This is a genomic window from Actinomadura sediminis (genome assembly GCF_042675525.1).
GTDB classification, from domain to species: Bacteria; Actinomycetota; Actinomycetes; order Streptosporangiales; family Streptosporangiaceae; genus Spirillospora; species Spirillospora sediminis.
The window spans coordinates 39,148-60,086 of sequence record NZ_JBHTJA010000039.1; the positions used below are offsets into that span (position 1 = coordinate 39,148).

Genomic DNA, 20,939 nt, shown 5'->3' on the forward strand with positions numbered 1-20,939 from the left:
TTGTACGATCCTTGCCCATGGAGTGGCTTTTCGCCCCCTTTGGGGTGTCTTTTGTCGAGCGAGCGCTCGTCGGCGGGCTGCTGGTCTCCGGCATCTGCGCGCTCGCGGGCACCTGGGTCGTGCTGCGGGGCATGGCGTTCCTCGGCGACGCGATGTCGCACGGCATGCTGCCCGGGGTCGCGGCGGCGTCGCTGCTGAACGGGAGCCTGTTCGTGGGCGCGCTGCTCAGCGCGGCCGCGATGGCGCTCGGCGTCACGGCGCTGTCCCGGTCCCCGCGGCTGTCGCGCGACACCGGCATCGGGCTGCTGTTCGTCGGCATGCTCGCCACCGGCGTGATCCTGGTGTCGCACTCGCAGAGTTTCGCGGTGGACCTGACCGGCTTCCTGTTCGGGGACGTCCTCGCGGTGCGGCCGCGCGACCTGGCCGTGCTGGCGGCGGCGCTGTGCGTCGCGGCCGGCATCGCCGCCGCGGGCCACCGCGGCTTCGTCGCGCTGACCTTCGACCCGCGCAAGGCGCGGACCCTGGGCCTGCGGCCCCGGCTCGCGAACGCCCTGCTGCTGGCCCTGCTGACGCTCGCGATCACCGCGTCCTTCCACGTGGTGGGCACCCTGCTGGTGTTCGGGCTGCTGATCGCGCCGCCCGCGGCGGTGGTGCTGTGGGCGCGCGGCGTCCCGACGGTGATGGCCGGGGCGGCGCTGCTCGGCGCCCTGTCGACCTTCACCGGCCTGCTCGTCTCCTGGCATCTGGGCACCGCGGCCGGGGCGACGATCGCCGCGACCGCCGTGGCCCTGTTCTTCCTCTCCGCGCTCGGCGCCGGCCTGCGCGACCGCCGTCCGCGCGGTGCCCCGGCGCCGGCCGGAGACCCCCGAAAGGAACCCGAGTACCCGTCATGATCTGTGGCAGCACGAAACGCGCCCGGTGGCGCGCGCCGACGACCGTCCTCGCGGCCGGGCTCTTCCTCGCGGCGTGCGGCGGCTCCGGCGGCGCGGAGAAGGGGCCCGCCGGCGCGGAACCGGCCCCGCACGGCTACGTGGAGGGCGCCGAGGAGACGGCCGAGGCGCAGTGGCGGCTCGTCCTGGCCGAGGCGGGCGGCGGCCCGGTCCGCACGCTCGACCCGGCCACCGGCGAGACCGCGCCCGCCGGGGACGCCGGCGGCGTCACGGCGGTCTCCGGCGACGGCCGCTTCGCCTACCTGTCGACCGCGGACGGCCTGCGCGTCTTCGACGGCGGAACCTGGACCGTCGAGCACGGCGACCACGTGCACCACTACCGCGCCGACACCCGGACGGTCGGCGACCTGGACGTCCAGGGGGCGCCCGGCGTCAGCGGCGACATCGCCGTGACCGTCCTGGCGGACGGCGACGAGGTGCGCGTCCTCGACCGCAAGGCCCTCGACACCGGGAAGATCGCGGAACTCGCGCGCGTCCCGGGCCGGCTGGCCGTGGCCCACGCCGGGCACCTGGTCGTCGCCTCCCGGCAGGGCGAGGTGACGGTCCACGGACGCGACGGCCGCCGCGTGTCGCGGCTCCCCGAGACGTGTCCCGAGCCCGCCGGGCAGGCGGAGACCCGGCGCGGAGCCGTCCTCGGCTGCGCGGACGGCGCCCTGCTGGTCGCCCGCGAGGACGGGACGTTCCGGGCGACGAAGATCGCCTACCCGGGCGCGGTGCCGCGGGACGAGCGGGCGGCGGAGTTCCGCCACCGCCCCGGATCCGACGTGCTCGCGGCCCGGGCCGGCGACGCGGGCGCCTGGGTCCTGGACGTCCGCGCCCGCGCCTGGAAGCGCGTCGGCGACGCGCCCGCGGTCGCGGTGAACGCCGCCGGCGAGGACGCGCCCGTCCTCCTGCTCGGCCGCGACGGCGCCCTGCGCTCCTACGACCCCGCGACGGGCGAAGAACTGGCGCGCACGGAACTACTGAAGGACACGGAACTACTGAAGGACACGGGCCCGCTGAAGGACGCGGGCGCCTCGCCGGTGATCGAAGTCGACACCGCCCGCGCGTACGTCAACGACCCGGCCGGCAACGCCGTGCACGAGATCGACTACAACGACGACCTGCGCCTGGCGCGCACGTTCGACCTGCCCTTCTCGCCCGCGCACATGGTGGAGACGGGATGGTGACCGCACCCGCGTCCCGTCCGGCGGGCGGACGGGGCGGATGCCGCGCCGTGCTCCCCGCCGTGCTCCTCGCCGTCCTCTGCGCCGTGGTCACGGGCTGCTCGGCGCTCGGCTCCGAACGGTCCGGCATCGTGGTCACCACGAACATCCTCGGCGACGTCACCCGCGCCATCGTGGGGGACCAGGCCGAGGTGACGGTCCTGATGAAGCCCGGCGCCGACCCGCACTCGTTCGGCGTGTCCGCACGCGACGCCGCGCGCATCGAGGACGCCGCGCTGCTCGTCCACAACGGGCTCGGGCTCGAGGAGGGCGTGGGGCGCAACGTCCGCGCGGCCGAGGAGCAGGGCGTCCCGGCCCTCGCGGTCGGCGCGGAGGTCGACCCGATCCCCTACGCCGGGGGCGACACCGCGCGCGAGCCGGACCCGCACTTCTGGACCGATCCCGTCCGGATGCTCGCCGCCGTCGACGTCATCGCCGACCGGGTGGTCGAGCACGTCGACGGCGTCGACGAGGACGAGGTCCGCGCCGCCGCGGCCGCGTACCGCGGGCAGGTCGAGGAACTCGACGCGTACATGCGGGGCGCGTTCGCGAAGATCCCGCCCGGCGGGCGCAAGCTCGTCACCGACCACCACGTGTTCGGCTACCTCGCCGCGCGCTACGGCTTCGAGGTCGTCGGCGCCGTCGTCCCGAGCGGCACCACGCTCGCCTCGCCGAGCGGCTCGGACCTGAAGTCGCTGGCCGACGCGGTCCGCGCGGCGGGCGTCCGCACGGTGTTCGCCGACTCCTCCCGGCCGGACCGGCTCGTCCGCGTCATGGCGCGGGAGACCGGGCTCGACATCGCGGTCGTCCCGCTCCACGCCGAGTCGCTCACCGGCGCCGGCGGCGGCGCCCCCACCTACCTGCGGATGATGCGCGCCAACACCGAGGCCATCGCCCAGGGCCTCACCGCGCCCTGACACCCGTTCCGCAGAACCTTTCCGATCCCCAGCGGAAGCGAGACAAGAAGTGAGACACCCCATGCGATCCCGGCCCCGCGCGCGTGCCGTCCGGCTCTCGCGCGTGCTGCCCGCGACGATGGTCGCGCTCGGCCTCACGCTGAGCGCCTGCGGCCAGAGCGGTTCCGCCGCGCGGAGCGAGACCTCCGCCCCCGCCGCCGCCAAGGTGCGGGACCCGCTCGTCGCGACCTACGACGGCGGCCTGTACGTCCTCCACCCCGGCACGCTGGAAGTCGTCGAGGACATCCCCCTGGACGGCTTCAACCGCGTCAACCCCGCGGGCGACGGCCGCCACGTCCTGGTCTCGACGTCCACCGGCTTCCGCGTCCTCGACGCCGCCGCCGCACGGCTCACCGACGACGAGTTCGCCGCCCCCAAGCCCGGCCACGTGGTGCACCACGCGGGCAAGACCGTCCTGTTCTCCGACGGCACCGGGAAGGTGACCGTCTTCGACCCGGCCGGGCTCGGCGACGGGCTGCCCGAGACGCAGTCCCACGACAGCGAGCACCCGCACCACGGCGTCGCCGTCGCCCTCTCCAACGGCGGGCTGCTGACCACGCTCGGCACCGAGGAGGAGCGCACCGGCGTGCACGTCCTCGACCCGGACGGGAAGGAGATCGCCCGCAGCGAGGAGTGCCCGGGCGTCCACGGCGAGGCGACCGCCCGGGGCGAGGCCGTCGTCATCGGCTGCGAGAACGGCGCGCTCGTCTACCGGGACGGCGAGATCACCAAGGTCGAGGCGCCCGACGAGTACGGGCGCATCGGCAACCAGGCGGGCCACGAGGAGTCCCCGATCGTCCTCGGCGACTACAAGACCGACCCCGACGCCGAACTCGAACGCCCCGAGCGGGTCTCCCTCATCGACACGCGGACCGGCGACCTCGAACTGGTCGACCTCGGGACGAGCTACACGTTCCGCTCGCTGGGGCGCGGGCCCCACGGGGAGGCGCTCGTCCTCGGCACCGACGGGGCGCTGCACGTCATCGACCCCGAACGCGCCGAGGTGACGAAGAAGATCGAGGTCATGGGCGCGTGGCGGGAGCCGCTGGAGTGGCAGCGGCCCCGGCCCACCCTCCACGTGCGCGACCACACCGCGTACGTCACCGACCCCGGCGGCCGCACGCTGTACGCCGTCGACATCGAGTCGGGCGAGGTGAAGGCCGAGGCGCGGACGCCCCGGCCCGCCAACGAGCTCACCGGCGTCTGAGGACGCCGGCGGGCCGGACCGTCCCGTCACGGGGGCGCCGGCGAGACCGGCGCCCCCGTGACGGGAAGGCGGTGCCCCGCGAAGGGGCGCCCGCCCGCCGGACGGCGGCGGCCCGCAGCGCGGGCGGTATCAGAGCTTGAACAGCTTCGCGAACGGGGCGAGAACCCTGACCCTCTCCGTTCCGAAGTCGACCAGGACGGCGCGTCCGGGGTCGACCTCCAGAACGCGGCCGAGCCCGTACTTGTCGTGGCTCACCCGGTCCTGGAGCTCGAACTCCTTGACCGGCGGGGCCGCGGGCGGTGGTTTGAACGGACTGGTCGGCAGGTGTCGCCGCTGGGCGGGCTTAGACGTTTTCATCACTCTCCAGTATGCGCGCACCGGGAGGCCGCCGGGCGTCGCCCCGATGTCTGACCTGAAATTTACCCGTGCGTACGGGTCCACGCGCACGATTTCCGCGCACCCGAGAAATCATGTGGTAGCGTACTAATTGGTTGCGGTTCCCATAGACATGCTGTTGGTGCGCTTGCGGCGTTCGGCCCAAGCGCATTTTTGTTGTTCTGGATCTTCCGGATGGGCCATCGCGGCAGCTCGGCGCGCAGGTCGCACGTCGAGGACCGACCAGAAGGAGATCGATATGGCCAGCGGTACCGTGAAGTGGTTCAACGCCGAAAAGGGCTTCGGATTCATCGAGCAGGACGGCGGCGGCGCCGACGTCTTCGCCCACTACTCCAACATCGCCGCCCAGGGGTTCCGTGAGCTCCTGGAGGGCCAGAAGGTGTCGTTCGACATCACCCAGGGCCAGAAGGGCCTGCAGGCGGAGAACATCGTTCCCGCTTGATCGTCCGGCGGCGGAGGGCGGCCACTCGGGCCGCCCTCCGCGGCCGTGCCGCACGGCATCGCCCGCGTGAGCGCGCGATCCCCGTAGCCGCCGGCCCCACGCGGCGCGAACGGCGCCGCTCGTCCACGGTCGTTCTTGAAGTTCTTCGCCGGGCCGCGCCACGCCGCGGCCCCGCACCGCGGAGCCTTCCTCGACACGCACCGCTCCTGTGGAAGGCTCCCGACATGTCCCGTCCCACCCGCGCCCGCTCGTCCGGGTCCCGTCCGGCCAAGAGCGGCCGGCGCCCCGGCACCGAGTTCGCCTCGCCCAAGGGGTCCACCCCGCCGCTGCCGCCGGTCGAGTCGTTCACCGACCTCCCGATGCCGGCCCCGCTCCTCGCGACGCTGGCCGCCCGCGGCGTGACCGCCCCGTTCCCCATCCAGGCCGCGACGCTGCCGAACGCGCTCGCCGGGCGCGACGTCCTCGGCCGCGGCCGCACCGGCTCCGGCAAGACCCTCGCCTTCGGCCTGGCGCTGCTCGCCCGCACCGCCGGCCACCGCGCCGGCCCGCGCGCCCCGCTGGCGCTCGTCCTGGTCCCCACCCGGGAACTCGCGCAGCAGGTCACCGAAGCGCTCGAACCGTACGCGGCGGCGCTGGACCTCCGGCTGACCGCCGTGGTCGGCGGCCTGTCGATCAACCGGCAGGCGACCGCCCTCGAAAGCGGCGCGGAGGTCGTGGTCGCGACCCCCGGACGTCTCGCCGACCTCATCGAGCGCGGCGACTGCCGGCTCGGCCGGGTGCGGACCACCGTGCTCGACGAAGCCGACCAGATGACCGACATGGGCTTCCTTCCCCAGGTGACCGCGCTGCTCGAGCAGACGCCGGCCGGAGGGCAGCGGATGCTCTTCTCCGCGACCCTCGACCGCAACATCGACCGGCTCGTGCGGGCGTTCCTCGACGATCCCGTCACCCACTCGGTCGACCCGCCGACCGGAGCGGTCACCACCATGGAGCACCACCTGCTGCACGTGGCCGACGCCGACAAGCACGAGACGACCGTGCACGTCGCGGCCCGCAGCGACCGGGTGATCATGTTCGTGGCCAAGAAGCACGCCGCCGACCGGCTCGTCCGCAAGCTCACGTCCCGCGGCGTGCGCGCCGCCGCGCTGCACGGCGGCAAGACCCAGTCGCAGCGCAACCGCGCCCTGGACGGCTTCCGCACCGAGGCCGTCACCGTGCTGGTCGCCACCGACGTCGCGGCCCGCGGCATCCACGTCGACGACCTCGACCTCGTCGTCAACATCGACCCGCCCGCCGACCCGAAGGACTACCTGCACCGCAGCGGCCGCACGGCGCGCGCCGGGGCGCGCGGCACCGTGGTCACCCTCGTGGTCCCCGACCAGCGGCGCGACGTGGACGCCATGATGGCCGCGGCCGGCGTCACCGCGCGCACGACCAGCGTCCGCCCCGGCGATCCGGAACTCGCCCGCATCACCCGCGCCCGTCCCCCGGCCCGTCCTCCGGCGGCCGCCGCGCCGCCGCCCCGCGCGGCCAGGCGCGGGACCGCACCGGCCGCCGAGCCGCGGCGCAGGCCGCGCCGCCGGCCGTCCGCGCAGAACACCTGAGCCGCGCGGTGAGCGGACCGGCGGTGCACGCCCCGGGCATGACCGGGCTCCCAGGGGGCACATCCTGGACACCATGGCCCTGACCGTGCACAGCCGGTTCCATCCGATCCACACCGACCTGGCCGTCGTGACGCTCACCGGCGACGTGGACATCTCCACCGTCGCGCGGCTGCGCGACGACCTGGCCGCGCTGCTCGGCGACGGCGCCCGCCACCTGATCCTCGACTTCGGCGACGTCGCGTTCATGGACTCCAGCGGGCTCAGCGTGCTCACGGGGATCTTCCCCCTCCTGCGCGACTCCGGCGCGCTCGCCCTCGTCTCGGTGAACCCCCGGATCCGCGAGGTGCTGCGGACGACCGGGCTCACCCGCCTCTTCCCGATCTACTCGTCGGTGGACACGGCGATCCTCGTCCTGCGCTCCGGATCCGAAACGTAGCCGTCCCCCGGTCACATCGGCCCCGTCCCGTTCGTCAATGCTGTGACGACCACCGAGGACGAAGGACGACGATGGACGAGCGCGACTTCCTGGCCGAGCGATTCGAAGAGCACCGCGCGCACCTGAAGGCGGTGGCGTACCGGATGCTCGGCTCCCTGGCCGAGGCCGACGACGCCGTCCAGGAAGCCTGGCTGCGGCTCGCGCGCGCGGGCGACGACATCGACAACCTGGGCGGCTGGCTGACCACGGTCGTCGGGCGGGTGTGCCTGGACATGCTGCGCTCCCGCCGGATGCGGGGCGAGACGCCGCTGGAGGCGCGGCTGCCGGACCCGCTCGTCGGCGAGGACGCCGCCGGTGCCGAGGGCCAGGACCCCGAGCGCCGGGCGATGACGGCCGACGCGGTGGGGCTCGCGCTCCTCGTGGTGCTGGAGTCGCTGAACCCCGCCGAGCGGCTCGCGTTCGTCCTGCACGACATGTTCGGCATGCCGTTCGAGGAGATCGCCCCGATCGTCGACCGTACCCCGGCCGCGGCCAGGAAGCTCGCCAGCCGCGCCCGGCTGCGGGTGCGGGGCGCCGCCCCGGTCCCGGACCCCGATCCGGTCGCGCGGCGGCGGGTGGTCGACGCCTTCCTCACCGCCGCGCACGGCGGCGACATCGAGGGCCTGGTCGCCGTCCTCGATCCCGACGTCGTGCTGCGCGCCGACGCGGGCACGCTGCTCCCCGGCGGCATGCGGGTCCTGCGCGGCGTCCGCGAGGTGGCGGGGCAGGCCGCCACCTTCCAGCGCATGGCGAGCACCGCCGTCGGCCGTCCCGTCCTGGTCAACGGCGCGCCGGGCCTGGTGAACACGGTCGACGGCCGGCTCTTCTCGATCATGAGCTTCACCGTCTCCGGCGAGCGGATCGTCGCGATCGACATCCTCTCCGACCCCGACCGGCTCGCCCGCCTCGACCTGACCCCCCTGGAGCACTGACCCGCTCGCCCGCCCATGGCCCGCCCGGCCCGCGGCCGGGCGGGTCACGGTTGTGATGCGGAGCACAGGGGGGTCTTGACATGGTGATGTGACCGGTAACAGTGTAGCTCGCGAACCATCCGCCACCACCCCCGAGGTGAGATGTGAAGCCACGGAAGCTCGTCACCATGGCACTGGGCGTCGGGCTCGCGCTCGGCCTGACCGCGTGCGGGTCCAGCGAGAAGACGATCGACAAGGAGCGGGCGAACGCGCCCGTGGAGGGCGCGCTGATCGGCGTGACGATGCCGACGCGGTCCTCCGAGAGGTGGATCCACGACGGCGACAACGTCAAGAAGCAGCTCGAGGGACTCGGCTACAAGGTCGACCTCCAGTACGCCGAGGACGACATCCCGACGCAGGCCAACCAGATCGACAACCAGATCACCAAGGGCGCGCGGCTGCTGATCGTCGCGCCGATCGACGGCACCGCCCTGACCACGCAGTTGCAGAAGGCCGCCGACCAGGAGATCCCGGTCATCTCCTACGACCGGCTGATCCTCAACTCGCCCAACGTCGACTACTACGCGACGTTCGACAACCACCAGGTCGGCGTGCAGCAGGCGACGTCCCTGCTGGTCGGGCTGGGGGTGAAGAAGGCGGACGGCTCGGAGGGCGCCGAGAAGGGGCCGTTCAACGTCGAGCTGTTCGCCGGCTCGCCCGACGACAACAACGCCAAGTACTTCTACAACGGCGCGATGGAGACCCTGAAGCCGTACATCGACAAGGGCACCCTGGTCGTGAAGAGCGGAGAGACCGACTTCGAGACCATGGCGACGCTGCGGTGGGAGGGGGCCCGCGCGCAGGCGCGCATGGAGGACCTCATCACGCGGCACTACCGCGACGGCGCGAAGGTCGACGGCGTCCTGTCCCCGTTCGACGGCATGTCGATCGGGATCCTGTCGGCGCTGAAGTCGAACGGCTACGGCACCGGCGCGCAGCCGTACCCGGTCGTCACCGGGCAGGACGCCGAGGTCGCCTCGGTGAAGTCGATCATCGCGGGCGAGCAGTACTCGACGATCTTCAAGGACACCCGGAAGCTCGCCGAGGTCACGGTGCAGATGGCGGACGCCGTCCTGAAGGGGCAGAAGCCGCCGGTCAACAACACCGAGGACTACGACAACGGCGAGAAGGTCGTGCCGTCCAACCTCCTGCAGCCGGTCATCGTCACCAAGGAGAACTACCGGAAGGTGCTCGTCGACAGCGGCTACTACACCGCGGGCGAACTGCAGTAGCGGCGTCCTCGGGAGGAGGAGCATGACGGACGCGATACTGCGGATGCGCGGGATCACCAAGAGCTTTCCCGCGGTGAAGGCCCTGCAGGACGTGAACCTGGAGGTCGCGCGCGGCGAGATCCACGCGATCTGCGGCGAGAACGGGGCCGGGAAGTCGACCCTGATGAAGGTGCTGTCGGGCGTCCACCCGTACGGCGACTACAGCGGGGAGATCGAGTTCGACGGGGAACCGTGCCGGTTCTCCGGCATCCGCGACAGCGAGCGGCGCGGCATCGTGATCATCCATCAGGAGCTGGCGCTGAGCCCGTACCTGTCCATCGCCGAGAACATCTACCTCGGCAACGAGCGCCGCGGCCGGTTCGGGCTGATCGACTGGAACCGGACGAACGCCGACGCGGCGGCGCTGCTGGAGCGGGTGGGCCTGCGGGAGAACCCGGTGACGCCCGCGATGGACCTCGGCGTCGGCAAGCAGCAGCTCGTCGAGATCGCGAAAGCGCTCTCGAAGGAGGTGCGGCTGCTCATCCTGGACGAGCCGACCGCGGCGCTCAACGACGCCGACTCGCGGCATCTGCTCGACCTGCTGCGCGGACTGCGGGCCGACGGCATCACCTGCGTGATCATCTCGCACAAGCTGAACGAGATCCGGTCGATCGCCGACTCCACGACGATCCTGCGGGACGGCCGGACGATCGAGACGCTCGACATGCACGGCGACGGCGTCTCGGAGGACCGCATCATCTCCGGGATGGTGGGCCGCGAACTCGGCCACCGCTACCCCGAGCGGGTCCACGACGTGGGCGCGGAGGTGTTCCGGATCGAGGACTGGACGGTGCACAGCCCCACCCAGCGGGACCGCGTCGTGGTGGACGGCGCCGCGCTGACGCTGCGCCGCGGCGAGGTCGTCGGGCTCGCGGGCCTGATGGGCGCGGGCCGGACGGAGCTCGCGATGAGCGTGTTCGGGCGCAGTTGGGGCGCCCGGATCGGCGGCCGGGTGTTCAAGAACGGCGAGGAGATACGGATCCGGACGGTCGGGGACGCGATCGCGCACGGTCTCGCGTACGCGACCGAGGACCGCAAGACCTACGGCCTGAACCTCATCGAGAGCATCACGCGGAACGTGTCGGCGGCCGGGCTCGGCAAGCTCGCGAAGGCGGGCTGGGTGAACGACAACCGCGAGTACGAGGTCGCCGAGCGGTTCCGGCGGGAGATGAACATCAAGGCGCCGAGCGTCCTGGCGCCCGCCGGGGAGCTGAGCGGCGGCAACCAGCAGAAGGTCGTGCTGTCGAAGTGGATGTTCACCGACGCGGACGTCCTGATCCTGGACGAGCCCACGCGCGGCATCGACGTCGGCGCGAAGTACGAGATCTACTCGATCATCAACACGCTGGCCGAGCAGGGCCGGGCCGTGCTGGTGATCTCGTCCGAACTGCCGGAGCTGATCGGGATCTGCGACCGCGTCTACGCGATGGCGGCCGGCCGGATCACCGGTGAGGTGTCGCGGGCGGACGCCACGCCCGAGCGCCTGATGCAGTACATGACCCAGACCGAGGAGGCCAGTCCATGAGCAGCGTCGCCAAGGCCGGGGAGGCGGTCTCCCCGCCGGCGGCCGAGCCGCCGAAGGGCCGCCGCGGCCTTCCGGTCAACCTGCGGCAGAGCGGCATCTACATCGCGTTCGCGATCATCGTCGCGCTGTTCGCCGTGCTGACCGACGGGCAGTTGCTGTCGCCCGGGAACATCTCGAACATCATCGTCCAGAACTCCTACATCCTGATCCTGGCGATCGGGATGATCCTGGTGATCATCGGCGGGCACATCGACCTGTCGGTGGGGTCGGTGGTGGCGCTGACCGGCGCGATCGCGGCCGTCCTGATGGTGAACCACGACGTGCCGTGGCCGCTGGCGCTGCTGCTGACGCTGCTCGCCGGGGCCGCGATCGGCGCGTGGCAGGGATACTGGATCGCCTACTTCGGGATCCCGGCGTTCATCGTGACGCTCGGCGGGATGCTGATGTTCCGCGCGCTGACGCTGACCGTCCTCGACAACCAGCGCATCGGCCCGTTCCCGGACGACGTCCGGACGATCGCGAACGGGTTCCTGTCGGGCTACCTCGGCAACATCGGTCTCGGGTTCCTCGGCGGCGCGGACCTGTTCACGCTGCTGGTGGCGCTCGCCCTGGTCGGCGGGTTCGTCGTGCTGGGGTGGCGGCGGCGGCAGGGCCGCATCGGGTACGGGCAGCAGGTCGACCCGATCGCGGTGTTCGCGGCGAAGAACGCGCTGGCCGTCGTCGTGGTGATGTTCATCGCCGTGCAGCTCGCCAGGTTCAAGAACCTCCCGTGGGTGCTCGTCCTGCTCGGTGCCCTGGTGCTGGCCTACACGACGCTGACGAACCGGTCGGTGTTCGGGCGCCGCATCTACGCGATGGGCGGCAACCCGCTGGCGGCGCGGCTGTCCGGCGTGAACGTCAAGTCGGTGACGTTCTGGCTGTTCGTCAACATGGGCGTGCTGTCGGCGGTCGCCGGGATCGTGTTCGCCGGGCGGCTCAACCAGGCGGGCCCGACGGCGGGCACCATGTTCGAGCTGGACGCCATCGCGGCGGCGTTCATCGGCGGCGCGGCCGTGCAGGGCGGCGTCGGCCGGGTCATCGGCGCCATCACCGGCGGCCTGCTCATGGGCGTGATCAACAATGGGATGTCGCTGCTCGGCGCGCCCAGCGAGCGGGTCATGCTGATCAAGGGGCTCGTGCTGCTCGCGGCGGTCGCGTTCGACATCTGGACCAAGCGGCGCAGCGGCGCGGCCCGGTGAACGGCGACGCGGCCGCCGCCCGCCCGGTATGTTCGGGGTGACATGACCGCCACGCCACCCACGCGGCCGGGCCTGCGCGACGTCGCCCGGCTGGCCGGAGTCTCGCACCAGACGGTGTCCCGGGTCTTCAAGGACCATCCGATGGTCAGCCCGAAGACCCGGGACCGGGTCTTGGCCGCCGCCGCGCAACTGGACTTCCGCCCGAACGCGGCGGCAAGGGCCCTGGCGACCGGACGGTCCCGCACCCTCGGCGTCGTCAGCTTCGACACGGCCCTGCACGGGCCCGCGTCGATCATCGCGTCGATCGAGCGGCACGCCCGCGAGGCGGGTTTCTTCACCAGCGTGGCGGGGCTGGGGTCGGCGGGCCGCGACACGGTCGCCGGGGCCGTCGAGCGGTTCCGCGACCAGGGCGTGGACGGGCTCATCATGATCCCGGGGCACGTGCCGCCGGAGGAGGCGGTGCGGCACCTGCCGGGCGACCTCCCGACGGTGCTGCTGGGGCCGCCCGCGGCGGTCCCGACCGTCGAGGCCGACCACTACCGCGCCCCCGGCGAGGCCACCCGGTACCTGCTGGACCTCGGGCACCGGACCGTCCATCACCTGCCGGGACCGGCGGACTGGACGGAGGCCGTCGAGCGCACCCGCGGCTGGCGGGACGCGCTCGCCGCGGCGGGCGCCGAGGTGCCGGACTGCGCGCCGGGCGACTGGAGCGCCCGCTCCGGCTACGAGCGCGGCCGGCGGCTGGCGGCCGACCCGGACGTGACGGCGGTGTTCGCGGCCAACGACCAGATCGCGCTCGGGCTGCTGTGGGCGATCCACGAGAGCGGGCGCCGGGTCCCCGAGGACGTCAGCGTGATCGGCTTCGACGACATCCCGGAGGCCGCGTTCCTCACCCCGCCGCTCACCACCGTCCGGCAGGACTTCGCGGCCCTCGGCCGGCACTGCGTCGAGCTGCTGCTCGCCTGGCTCGCCGACCCGGGCGGCGCGCCGCCCGGCCGGCCCGGCGTGGTGGCGAGCGAGCTGGTCGTCCGCCGCAGCACCGGCCCCGCGTGACGCGTCAGTCCTTGCGGCGGATCTTCGCCCAGGCCGTCCGGATGTAGCCGTAGCAGCGTTCGCTGACCCGCTTGGCGGCGGGGAACTCGGTGCCGAGCAGCCCGATGCCGGCGAGGATGACCACCACGCCCGGGCCGGGGATCACCAGCATCACGATGCCCGCGGCGATCACCACCGTCCCGGCCACGGCCACGGCGATCTTGCGGACCGGCCGGAACCGGCCCCCCGGCGCCGGGGCCGGGACGCCGGTCGCGGCGGTGCCGGCCGGCGTGCCGGCCCCGGTCTCGGTGGCGGGACGGTGCGGCGCGGTGGTGGTCACAGGGCCTCCTGCGGAGCATCGGGAACGGTCCTTGCCCCGTATGACGCACGGAATCGGCCGGACGCGCCCGATCGCGGCCCGACTGTGACGAGGACCACTCAGTGCCGGTGGTACCGGCCGCGGGCCTTCAGCCGCGCGTTCGGCAGCGCGGGCGCCGGCAGGGCGGGGCCGTCGTAGCCGGTCACGGGGGCGAAGCGGGGGTCCGCGCGGGCCCCCGAGCGGTCGCGCTCCCAGTCCGTCCGGGCCTCGACGATGTCGTCGTGGGTGCGGCCGACGAAGTTCCACCACATCACGAGGTCCTCGGCGAAGGGTTCGCCGCCGAGGAGCAGCGCATGGGCCGGGCGGCCGGCCGACAGGGCGAGTTCCGTGCGCCCCCTGCCGAGGTAGAGCATGTCGCCCGTGGGCACCTCCCGGCCCTCGACCGTCAGCTCGGCGGACAGGACGAGCACCGCGTACTCGAACCCGGGGTCCAGCGGCAGCCGGACGTCCGCGGAGACGCGGAGCGCGGCGCCGACGAGGGGCGAGTGGACGCCCGCCGGGGACGCGGCCCCGTCGAGCTCGCCGACGAACACCGCGACGTCCGCGCCCGGGAGGTCGAGCCGGGGCAGGCCGGTGTGGAACTCGTACGCGGGCGCGGTCGTGCGGGCGGCCCCGGGCAGCGCCGCCCACAGCTGGGCGCCGTGGAGCACCGGCGAATGGCCGGGCGGGGACTGCTCGGAGTGCGCGATGCCGGGGCCCGCCGTCATCAGCGACAGGTCGCCGGGACGGACGAGGGCGCGGCTGCCGAGGCCGTCCCGGTGCAGCACCTCGCCCTGCAGCAGCCACGTCACCGTCTGCAGCCCGATGTGGGGGTGCGGCGGGACCTGCATGCCGGCGCGGCCGGTGATGTCGTCGGGGCCGTAGGAGTCGGCGAAGCACCACGCGCCGACCATGCGGCGGTCCCGGTTGGGCAGGACGCGACGGACCCGCATCGCGCGCGGCCCGCCGAGCGGGACGTCGCGCGGGCGCAGCGGTTCGAGTTCCGGTTCGCCTGCGACGGCCGCGTCGGCGGAGCAGACGTCCTGCTCGACGGGACGATCCTCAACATTGCTCACGAGTCGCTCCCCACGCCCCGAAGGCTACCGCCCCGCCCGGCGGGCGGGCGGGGCGGCGGCCTTCGCGCGGACGCCGTCAGAGGCCGCGGACGGCGGCGACGGTGAACGGGGTCTCGGGGACGCCCTCGCCGAGCGGGCCGCCGTCGTCGAACTGGGACCGGACGACGTAGAGGGTGCCGCGCACGCGGACGAGCGTGGTCGGGGCGTCCAGGTCGGCGTCGACGACGCGGCGCTCCAGCCGCGCGTCGCGCCCGTCGCGGGAGACGCGCCAGCGGGTGAGCGCGTCGCTGATGTTGTGGGCGGCCCACAGCCGGCCGTGCCGCAGGTCGAGCCCGTCCGCGAGGGCCATGTCGCCGCCGCGCAGCGCGTCCCGCCCCGTCGCGGACTGACAAGACGGGCGGGCACTTTCCGTTGCGCGGAGCGTGCACACCGTGATCACGATGAACTAGACTGGGCAGTCGCGTTCCTCGACCCGCCCCGCTCACCCGTCGAGGTGATCCCCCATGCTCGACCGGCCCGGCGCCGCCAGCTCACGCGTCTACGACTACTCGCTCGGCGGCAAGGACAACTACGGCCCCGACCGCGATGTCGCCATGGCCGCGCTCGCCATGCACCGCGTCGCGCACCTGCTGCCCCGCGAGAACCGCAAGTTCATGCGCCGCGCCGTCCGCTACCTGCTGGACGCGGGCGTCCGGCAGTTCATCGACGTCGGCTGCGGCCTCCCCGGCAAGGGCAACGTGCACGAGCTCGCCGGACGCGCCGCCCCCGAGGCGCGCACCGTCTACGTCGACAATGACCCGGTCGCCGTCGTCCACTACCAGGCGCTGCTGCACGCCGTACCGACCGCGACGGCCGTGCACGGCGACGCCCGGCGCCCCGCGGACGTCCTCGGCGACCCCGACCTGACCGCGCTCATCGACCTCGACCGCCCGGTCGCGGTGCTGATGATCGCGATGCTGGACCAGATCCCGGAGGCCGACGACCCGGACGGCGTCGTGCGGGCGTTCCGCGGCGCGATGGCGCCCGGCAGCCACCTGGTGATCTGCGACCTGGCGTCCGACCGGCTCACCCCGGCCGACCTCGAGAAGCACGAGAAGATCGTCGAACTGCTCGGCTTCCCCGTCGAGTTCCGCCCGGCGTCCCGGCTGGCCGGGTTCTTCGCGGGCCTCGACCTCGTCGACCCCGGCCTCGTCCCCGCGCCGGAGTGGCGTCCCGACCGCCCCTACGACCCGCCGTCCGGCTGGCTGATGGCGGGCGTCGGCCGCAAGCCCTGACCGGGCGCGGCCGCTCCGGCGGCGGCGGTGATCGGCGGCGTTGCGCCCGTCACCCGACCAGCCAGAGGAGGTCGGCGACGGCCTCGGACGCGAGCGCGGGATCCGCCGCGTCCACCGCGACCGTGCCGACGCGGTGCTCGATCCCGGTGGCGACGCCCCATCGCCGCACCGTGACCTCGACCCGGAGAGCGTCCGGGACCTCGCGGGCGAGGAGGACGCCCGGGAGATCGCCGCCCGGGTGGACGTCCCCCACCAGGGTGGAGAGCGCCCAGCGGCGGTACTCCATGGCGTGGACCCGGTTCTCGTCGACGGCCAGTCCCTCGAACCGCTTCAACCGGCCGGTCGCGCGCTCGTCCTCGGTCAGGAGGTGGAACGGGCGGCCGAGCTGCCGGAACGGCTGGTCGATCTCGTAGTCGGCGAACGTCTCCGTCCACGCGCCGAGGTCGTCGCCGAGTTCGGCGGGGTGCGCGAGGCGCACGACGGCCGTGCCGGGCAGGACGAACGCGTCGTCGTGGACGTCGGCGAACGTCCGGTCCTCGGCGATGCGGAAGGCGGCGCCGTCGGCCGTCCACACGAGGCGGCGGGCGATGTGGCGGACGAGGGGGTGCTCGGCGAACAGGGCGCGGAACTCCTCCACCGTCCACGTGCGGCGGCGGACCATGGCCTTCTCCAGCCGTTCCATGAGGTAGGTCGACGCGGTCCGCACCTCGGCCTTCATCGCGGTGAAGCGGCGGCGGGCGGCCTCGGCGAGTTCGGGGTCGTCGCCCGCGCCCGGCTCGGGCAGGGCCGCGAGCGGGCGCCCGGTGTGATCGGCGACGTACGGTTCGAGCCCGCCGCCGAAGCCGACGCGGAAGCGGCGCGCGCCGTAGTCGAGGGTCGTGCCGCCGTCGGCGTCCAGACCGTAGTCGAGGACGATCCGTTCGGACAACCGGTCGGCGGTCAGGTGCGCGCGTGCCGCGACCTGCCCGAACAGCGTCCGCGCGGCCTCCCTGACCCCGGACGTCCCGCCCTTGCGCCGCATCTCGTGCAGGTGCAGCACCGCGACGGGCGTGCCGATCGCGACGAGGACCTCCAGGCCCTTCACCGCCCGGTCGTGCAGCTTCTTCGTCCCGGCCCATTCGCGGACGAGCGGCACCAGGCGCCGCACGGTGTCGTCGTCGCCGGCCAGGCCGAGCGACCGCAGCGCCCAGCCGTCGCGGGGCGGGGCGCCCTCGGCGAGCCACCGCTCGAACAGCGCCCACGCGAACGCGGCCAGCGACGCCGGGTCGCACGCCTCGCGCACCTCGTCCAGGCCCGGCGCCGCGACCGCGAGCGCCGTCACCAGGTGGCCGGCCGCGGCGTCCGGCAGCACGGCGGCCCGGTCGCGCAGCCGCACCCGCGGCAGGACGCCCGGTGCGGCCCACCCGGGGATCTTCGGCAGCTCCGGCGGGAGCGCGGGCTCCGCCAGGAGCCGCCGCACGGCCTCCCCGTGCTCCCCGGCCGCCGCGACGACGTCTGCCGGGCCCGTCAGCTCGGCGACGAACCGCAGCGCGTGCTCCGCCTGCCGCCGCCGCGCGCCCGGACGTCCGAGCGCGGCGGGGACGAGCAGCGGGACGGCCGCGGCGCCGTGCCGCCCGAACCAGTCGCGGACGGGGTCGAGCGGTTCGACCCCGCGGGCGAGCCACCCGGCCATGCGCTCGGCGACCTCGGCGTCCCGGAACGGCAGGAGCGCTTCGCGCGCCTGCCGCGCGTGGTGCTTGCGCGGGCGGGCCGCGAACCGCATCGCGACCTCGCGGGCGCCCAGCTCGAATCGCGCGATGAACGGCCGGATCCAGCCGTAGGTGAAGTCGTGGCTGTACGGCTCCCATCCCGGGACGAGCGTGTCCACGACGTCGTCGGGGGCGTGCAGGAACACGGTCAGTTCCTGCCTGATGCGGTCGCCGGTCCCGGCGCGGACCGCGTCGATCGCCTTCGCCAGCGCCGCGTCGGGGTCCTTGCCGCCCAGCACCTCGGGGCGCCAGGCGGCGGCCTCGGCGGCCCACCGCTCCCGTTCGCCGGGCTGCCACACGACGGCCCGCCCGGACGGCGGTTTCAAGCCGGGGACGCCGCGGGACACGGGCCGGTCCCACGGCGGGCGGAGGAGCAGCTCCGGCAGCGCGATCGGCGCGTCCGGGGCCCCCTCGGACGCGTCCGGCACGGGGCGTCCGGCCGGTCCGGGCTCGGACGGCAGGAGCCGCCGGGCGCGTTCGGGGAAGCGCCGCGCGGCGGCGCCGAGGGCGCGGCGCACGGGCGCGGCGTCGGCGCGCTCGACGAGGACGGAGAACGCCTCGTCGTACGGGAGCCTCGCCAGCAGGGTGAGGACCGCGTCGCGGTTCTGCGCGAGCGGACGGTCGTCCAGCGCGGCGCCGAGCACGGGCACGAGAGCCGGGCCCGCCGCCGCGTAGACGGTGGCGAGGACGTCCGGCACCAGTTCGTACCGGCCGCTGTGCAGCACGCCGCGGGCCTGCTCGAACCGCGCCGCCGAGCCGGGGCAGCACCACAGCATCCAGCCGGCCCTCCCCTCCCACCCGGTGCCGGGCGGGGCCGCCGCGAGACACTCGTCCAGCCAGTCGTCCCTCTGCGGGACGAGATAGGACGCGACGACGCGGCGCGGGCCCGTGGTGCGCAGGGCGCCGAGCCGGTCGAGCACCGCCTCGTCGGCGGCCGTCAGCAGCTCCCGCATCCGGCGGACGCCGCCGTGCCTGGCGTCCCACAGCAGGGCCAGCGAGTGCTCGATGGACGCGTGGACGCCGCGCGCGTAATGATCGGTGCCGGGCCACGCCATCCGGGGGCCGATCCCGCTCAGCTCGACGAACGCGCTCGCGGCGAACGCGAGCCCGTGCTCGGCCGTCCAGGCGTCGGCCAGCCCGTCGAAACGGGTCCGGGTCCGCGGCCCGGCCGAACCGTAGAACCCGGACGCGACGGTCGTGTCGGAGAGCAGCACGAGCGTCGCGGCGGCGCCCACCGGGTCGGCCTCGCCGCTCAGGTACGCGCGGGCCGGGTCGATCAGCTCCTCGTCGAACAAGAAGCGGTCGCCGGTCTCGATGTACTCGACGAGACGCTCGCGGACGCCGGCGAGGCGCCGCAGCACGTCCCCGGCGAGGGCTTCGTCCACCGCCGGGTCCGGCGCCGTCGGGCCGTCCTTCCGGGGATGGACGCGCGACCGCCACGAAGCCGGGATGACCGACAAGTCCTGCCACATGGGACCCGACTCTAGAGCGGACCGCCGACGTTCCGCGGGCAGACGATGATCTCCAGGGCTCAGACGACGATCTTCGCCGTGGAGCCGCCGCGCTCCTTGGTGATGCGGAGCTGGGCGGGGATGCGTGCGCGCAGCTCGGCGACGTGGCTGACGATGCCGACGGCGCGGCCGCCGTCGCGCAGGCCGTCCAGGACGTCCATGACCTCGTCGAGGGTCTCGGCGTCGAGCGTGCCGAAGCCCTCGTCGACGAACAGGGTGCCGATCTCGGCGCCGCCGGTCTCGGCGGTGACGACGTCGGCGAGGCCGAGCGCGAGGGACAGCGAGGTGATGAACGACTCGCCGCCCGACAGCGTCACGGGGTCGCGTTCCCGGCCCGTCCAGGCGTCGGCGACGCGCAGGCCGAGGCCGCCGGCGCTGCGGCTGCGGTCGCCCGCCGCCTTCGCCTCGGTGGGGATCAGCTCGTAGCGGGCGCCCGACATGTGCACGAGGCGTTCGTTGGCGGCGGCGACGACCTGCTCCAGCCGGGCGCCGAGGACGTACGCGGGCAGCGAGACGCCGCGCTCGTTCGCCGCCGACTTCCCGGACGCCAGGCCCGCGAGCCGCTCGGCCACGGCGTGCCGTTCGGCGGCGGGGCGCCAGTCGCGGACGGCCGCGTCCAGGTCGGCGCGCAGGTCGGCGAGGCGGGCGAGGCGGGCGCGGGCGGCGCGCGCGGACGACGCGGCGATCGTGTGCGCGGACTCGGCGGCGGCGAAGCGGGCCTGCAGGGCCGGGACGTCCGGGGGCGCGGCCCGCGCGGCGGCGATCAGCTCCGGGTCGCCGAGGAGGTCGCGGACGGCGGCCTCCTCGTCCTCGAAGCGGCGGAGCCGGTCGCGCAGCTCGCCCTGGTCCTCGTCGGACAGTTCGGCGGCGAGGACCTCGTCGGGGGTCCCGAACCCCTGCGCCTCCGCCTCGGCCTTCGCGCGGGCGCGGGCGGCGGCGAGCTCCTCCTCGGCGCGGTCCGCGTCGCGCTGCGCCTCCACGGCGGCGGCGAGCGCGTCGGCCTCGCCGCCGAGCCGGGCCATCCGGGCCTGCGGCGTCGCGTCGCCGCCGCGCGCCTCGTCCAGTTCGGCGCGCAGCCGGGCCTGCTCGTCGGCCAGCTCCCGGTCGCGGGCGCGGTTCTCGGTGAGCCGCCGGTCGTTCTCCCGCGCGGCGTCCCGGACGCGTTCGAGTTCCCGCTCGTCGCGGTGCAGGACGGCTTCGAGCCGTTCGGCCTCGGCGGCGCGGGCCCCGGCGGCGGCGAGGGACTCCCGGGCGGCGTCCAGGTCGGCGGCGAGCGCCTCGACGGACGTCTCCCCCGCGGTCTCGAGCAGGCCGTCGTGTTCGGCGCGCAGCCTCCCGACCCGGTTCGACGCCGCCTCGCGCCGCGCCCCCGCCTCCTCGTACGCGGCCTGGGCGCGCTCGATCCGGTCCTCGGTCGGGACGACCGCGAGGGACGCGACGGGCGCGGGGTGCTCGGTGGATCCGCAGACACGGCACGGTTCGCCGTCCCGCAGGTCCTCGGCGAGGACGGCCGCCATCCCGTCGAGGCGCGCCTGCTGCAGTTCCTGCACGCGGTCGCGGGCCTCCTGGGCGGCGTCGACGGCGGCGCGGTGCGCGGCCTCGGCCTCGGCGAGCAGGTGCTCGACCTGGTCGCGGGGCTGCGCGGCGGCGAGGCGGCGGACGGCGTCGTCGACCGCGGCGGCGGCCCCGGCGCGGGCGGC

19 protein-coding genes are annotated in these 20,939 nt (G+C 74.4%); 13 read left to right on the forward strand and 6 right to left on the reverse strand.

Annotated features, from left to right (window positions below):
* The first annotated feature begins 17 nt into the window (after positions 1-17).
* From aztB to aztD, 4 genes are all read left to right on the forward strand, one after another.
* Positions 18-893: a zinc ABC transporter permease AztB gene (gene aztB / locus ACFQ11_RS19825; protein WP_378300662.1), complete on the forward strand. Its 876-nt coding sequence runs from the start codon at positions 18-20 to the stop codon at positions 891-893.
* A complete protein-coding gene (locus ACFQ11_RS19830) occupies positions 890-2,119 on the forward strand; it encodes a hypothetical protein (RefSeq protein ID WP_378300664.1) in 1,230 nt (409 codons plus the stop codon). The genes aztB and ACFQ11_RS19830 overlap by 4 nt, the downstream gene beginning before the upstream one ends.
* Positions 2,113-3,072: a zinc ABC transporter substrate-binding protein AztC gene (aztC, locus tag ACFQ11_RS19835; protein ID WP_378300666.1), complete on the forward strand. Its 960-nt coding sequence runs from the start codon at positions 2,113-2,115 to the stop codon at positions 3,070-3,072. The genes ACFQ11_RS19830 and aztC overlap by 7 nt, the downstream gene beginning before the upstream one ends.
* Positions 3,073-3,133: 61 nt before the next feature.
* Positions 3,134-4,318 (forward strand): zinc metallochaperone AztD, encoded by a 1,185-nt coding sequence (gene aztD, locus ACFQ11_RS19840; protein ID WP_378300668.1) that lies wholly within the window; start codon positions 3,134-3,136, stop codon positions 4,316-4,318.
* 129 nt (positions 4,319-4,447) lie between these two features.
* On the opposite strand, the gene ACFQ11_RS19845 is transcribed toward aztD, so the two are convergent.
* Positions 4,448-4,675, reverse strand: a complete 228-nt coding sequence (locus ACFQ11_RS19845; protein WP_378300670.1) for a hypothetical protein — start codon at positions 4,673-4,675, stop codon at positions 4,448-4,450.
* A gap of 277 nt (positions 4,676-4,952) precedes the next feature.
* Between ACFQ11_RS19845 and ACFQ11_RS19850 the strand changes: the two genes are divergently transcribed.
* From ACFQ11_RS19850 to ACFQ11_RS19885, 8 genes are all read left to right on the forward strand, one after another.
* Positions 4,953-5,156 (forward strand): cold-shock protein, encoded by a 204-nt coding sequence (locus ACFQ11_RS19850; protein WP_378300672.1) that lies wholly within the window; start codon positions 4,953-4,955, stop codon positions 5,154-5,156.
* 224 nt (positions 5,157-5,380) lie between these two features.
* Complete coding sequence (locus ACFQ11_RS19855; protein WP_378300674.1) at positions 5,381-6,760, forward strand: DEAD/DEAH box helicase; 1,380 nt, start codon at positions 5,381-5,383, stop codon at positions 6,758-6,760.
* Between the two features lie 73 nt (positions 6,761-6,833).
* Entirely contained in the window at positions 6,834-7,196 is a 363-nt protein-coding gene (locus tag ACFQ11_RS19860; protein ID WP_378300676.1) for an STAS domain-containing protein, read from the forward strand.
* Between the two features lie 71 nt (positions 7,197-7,267).
* Positions 7,268-8,167 carry a sigma-70 family RNA polymerase sigma factor gene (locus tag ACFQ11_RS19865; protein ID WP_378300678.1) on the forward strand — a complete coding sequence of 300 codons (900 nt, stop codon included), beginning with the start codon at positions 7,268-7,270 and terminating at the stop codon, positions 8,165-8,167.
* A 143-nt stretch (positions 8,168-8,310) separates the two neighbouring features.
* Positions 8,311-9,438, forward strand: a complete 1,128-nt coding sequence (gene chvE, locus ACFQ11_RS19870) for a multiple monosaccharide ABC transporter substrate-binding protein (protein WP_449193575.1) — start codon at positions 8,311-8,313, stop codon at positions 9,436-9,438.
* A 22-nt stretch (positions 9,439-9,460) separates the two neighbouring features.
* Complete coding sequence (gene mmsA / locus ACFQ11_RS19875) at positions 9,461-11,002, forward strand: multiple monosaccharide ABC transporter ATP-binding protein (RefSeq protein WP_378300680.1); 1,542 nt, start codon at positions 9,461-9,463, stop codon at positions 11,000-11,002.
* A complete protein-coding gene (gene mmsB, locus ACFQ11_RS19880; RefSeq protein ID WP_378300682.1) occupies positions 10,999-12,240 on the forward strand; it encodes a multiple monosaccharide ABC transporter permease in 1,242 nt (413 codons plus the stop codon). The genes mmsA and mmsB overlap by 4 nt, the downstream gene beginning before the upstream one ends.
* Before the next feature lie 42 nt (positions 12,241-12,282).
* Positions 12,283-13,293: a LacI family DNA-binding transcriptional regulator gene (locus ACFQ11_RS19885; RefSeq protein ID WP_378300685.1), complete on the forward strand. Its 1,011-nt coding sequence runs from the start codon at positions 12,283-12,285 to the stop codon at positions 13,291-13,293.
* Between the two features lie 4 nt (positions 13,294-13,297).
* Here the strand turns inward: ACFQ11_RS19885 and ACFQ11_RS19890 are convergent, their stop codons facing one another.
* The 3 genes from ACFQ11_RS19890 to ACFQ11_RS19900 all read right to left on the reverse strand — a co-directional run bounded on the left by ACFQ11_RS19890 (position 13,298) and on the right by ACFQ11_RS19900 (position 15,055).
* A complete protein-coding gene (locus ACFQ11_RS19890; RefSeq protein ID WP_378300687.1) occupies positions 13,298-13,612 on the reverse strand; it encodes a PGPGW domain-containing protein in 315 nt (104 codons plus the stop codon).
* A 98-nt stretch (positions 13,613-13,710) separates the two neighbouring features.
* Positions 13,711-14,706: a pirin family protein gene (locus ACFQ11_RS19895; protein WP_378300689.1), complete on the reverse strand. Its 996-nt coding sequence runs from the start codon at positions 14,704-14,706 to the stop codon at positions 13,711-13,713.
* A 76-nt stretch (positions 14,707-14,782) separates the two neighbouring features.
* Positions 14,783-15,055, reverse strand: coding sequence for a hypothetical protein (locus ACFQ11_RS19900; RefSeq protein ID WP_378300691.1), 273 nt, complete (start codon positions 15,053-15,055; stop codon positions 14,783-14,785).
* Between the two features lie 154 nt (positions 15,056-15,209).
* On the opposite strand from ACFQ11_RS19900, the gene ACFQ11_RS19905 reads away from it, so the two are divergent.
* On the forward strand, positions 15,210-15,980 hold the full coding sequence (locus ACFQ11_RS19905; RefSeq protein ID WP_378300693.1) for an SAM-dependent methyltransferase: 771 nt from the start codon (positions 15,210-15,212) through the stop codon (positions 15,978-15,980).
* Between the two features lie 49 nt (positions 15,981-16,029).
* On the opposite strand, the gene ACFQ11_RS19910 is transcribed toward ACFQ11_RS19905, so the two are convergent.
* Positions 16,030-19,200 carry a DUF4132 domain-containing protein gene (locus tag ACFQ11_RS19910; RefSeq protein WP_378300695.1) on the reverse strand — a complete coding sequence of 1,057 codons (3,171 nt, stop codon included), beginning with the start codon at positions 19,198-19,200 and terminating at the stop codon, positions 16,030-16,032.
* Between the two features lie 59 nt (positions 19,201-19,259).
* On the reverse strand, positions 19,260-20,939 hold a 1,680-nt coding region (locus ACFQ11_RS19915), incomplete at its 5' end, for an SbcC/MukB-like Walker B domain-containing protein (RefSeq protein WP_378300697.1).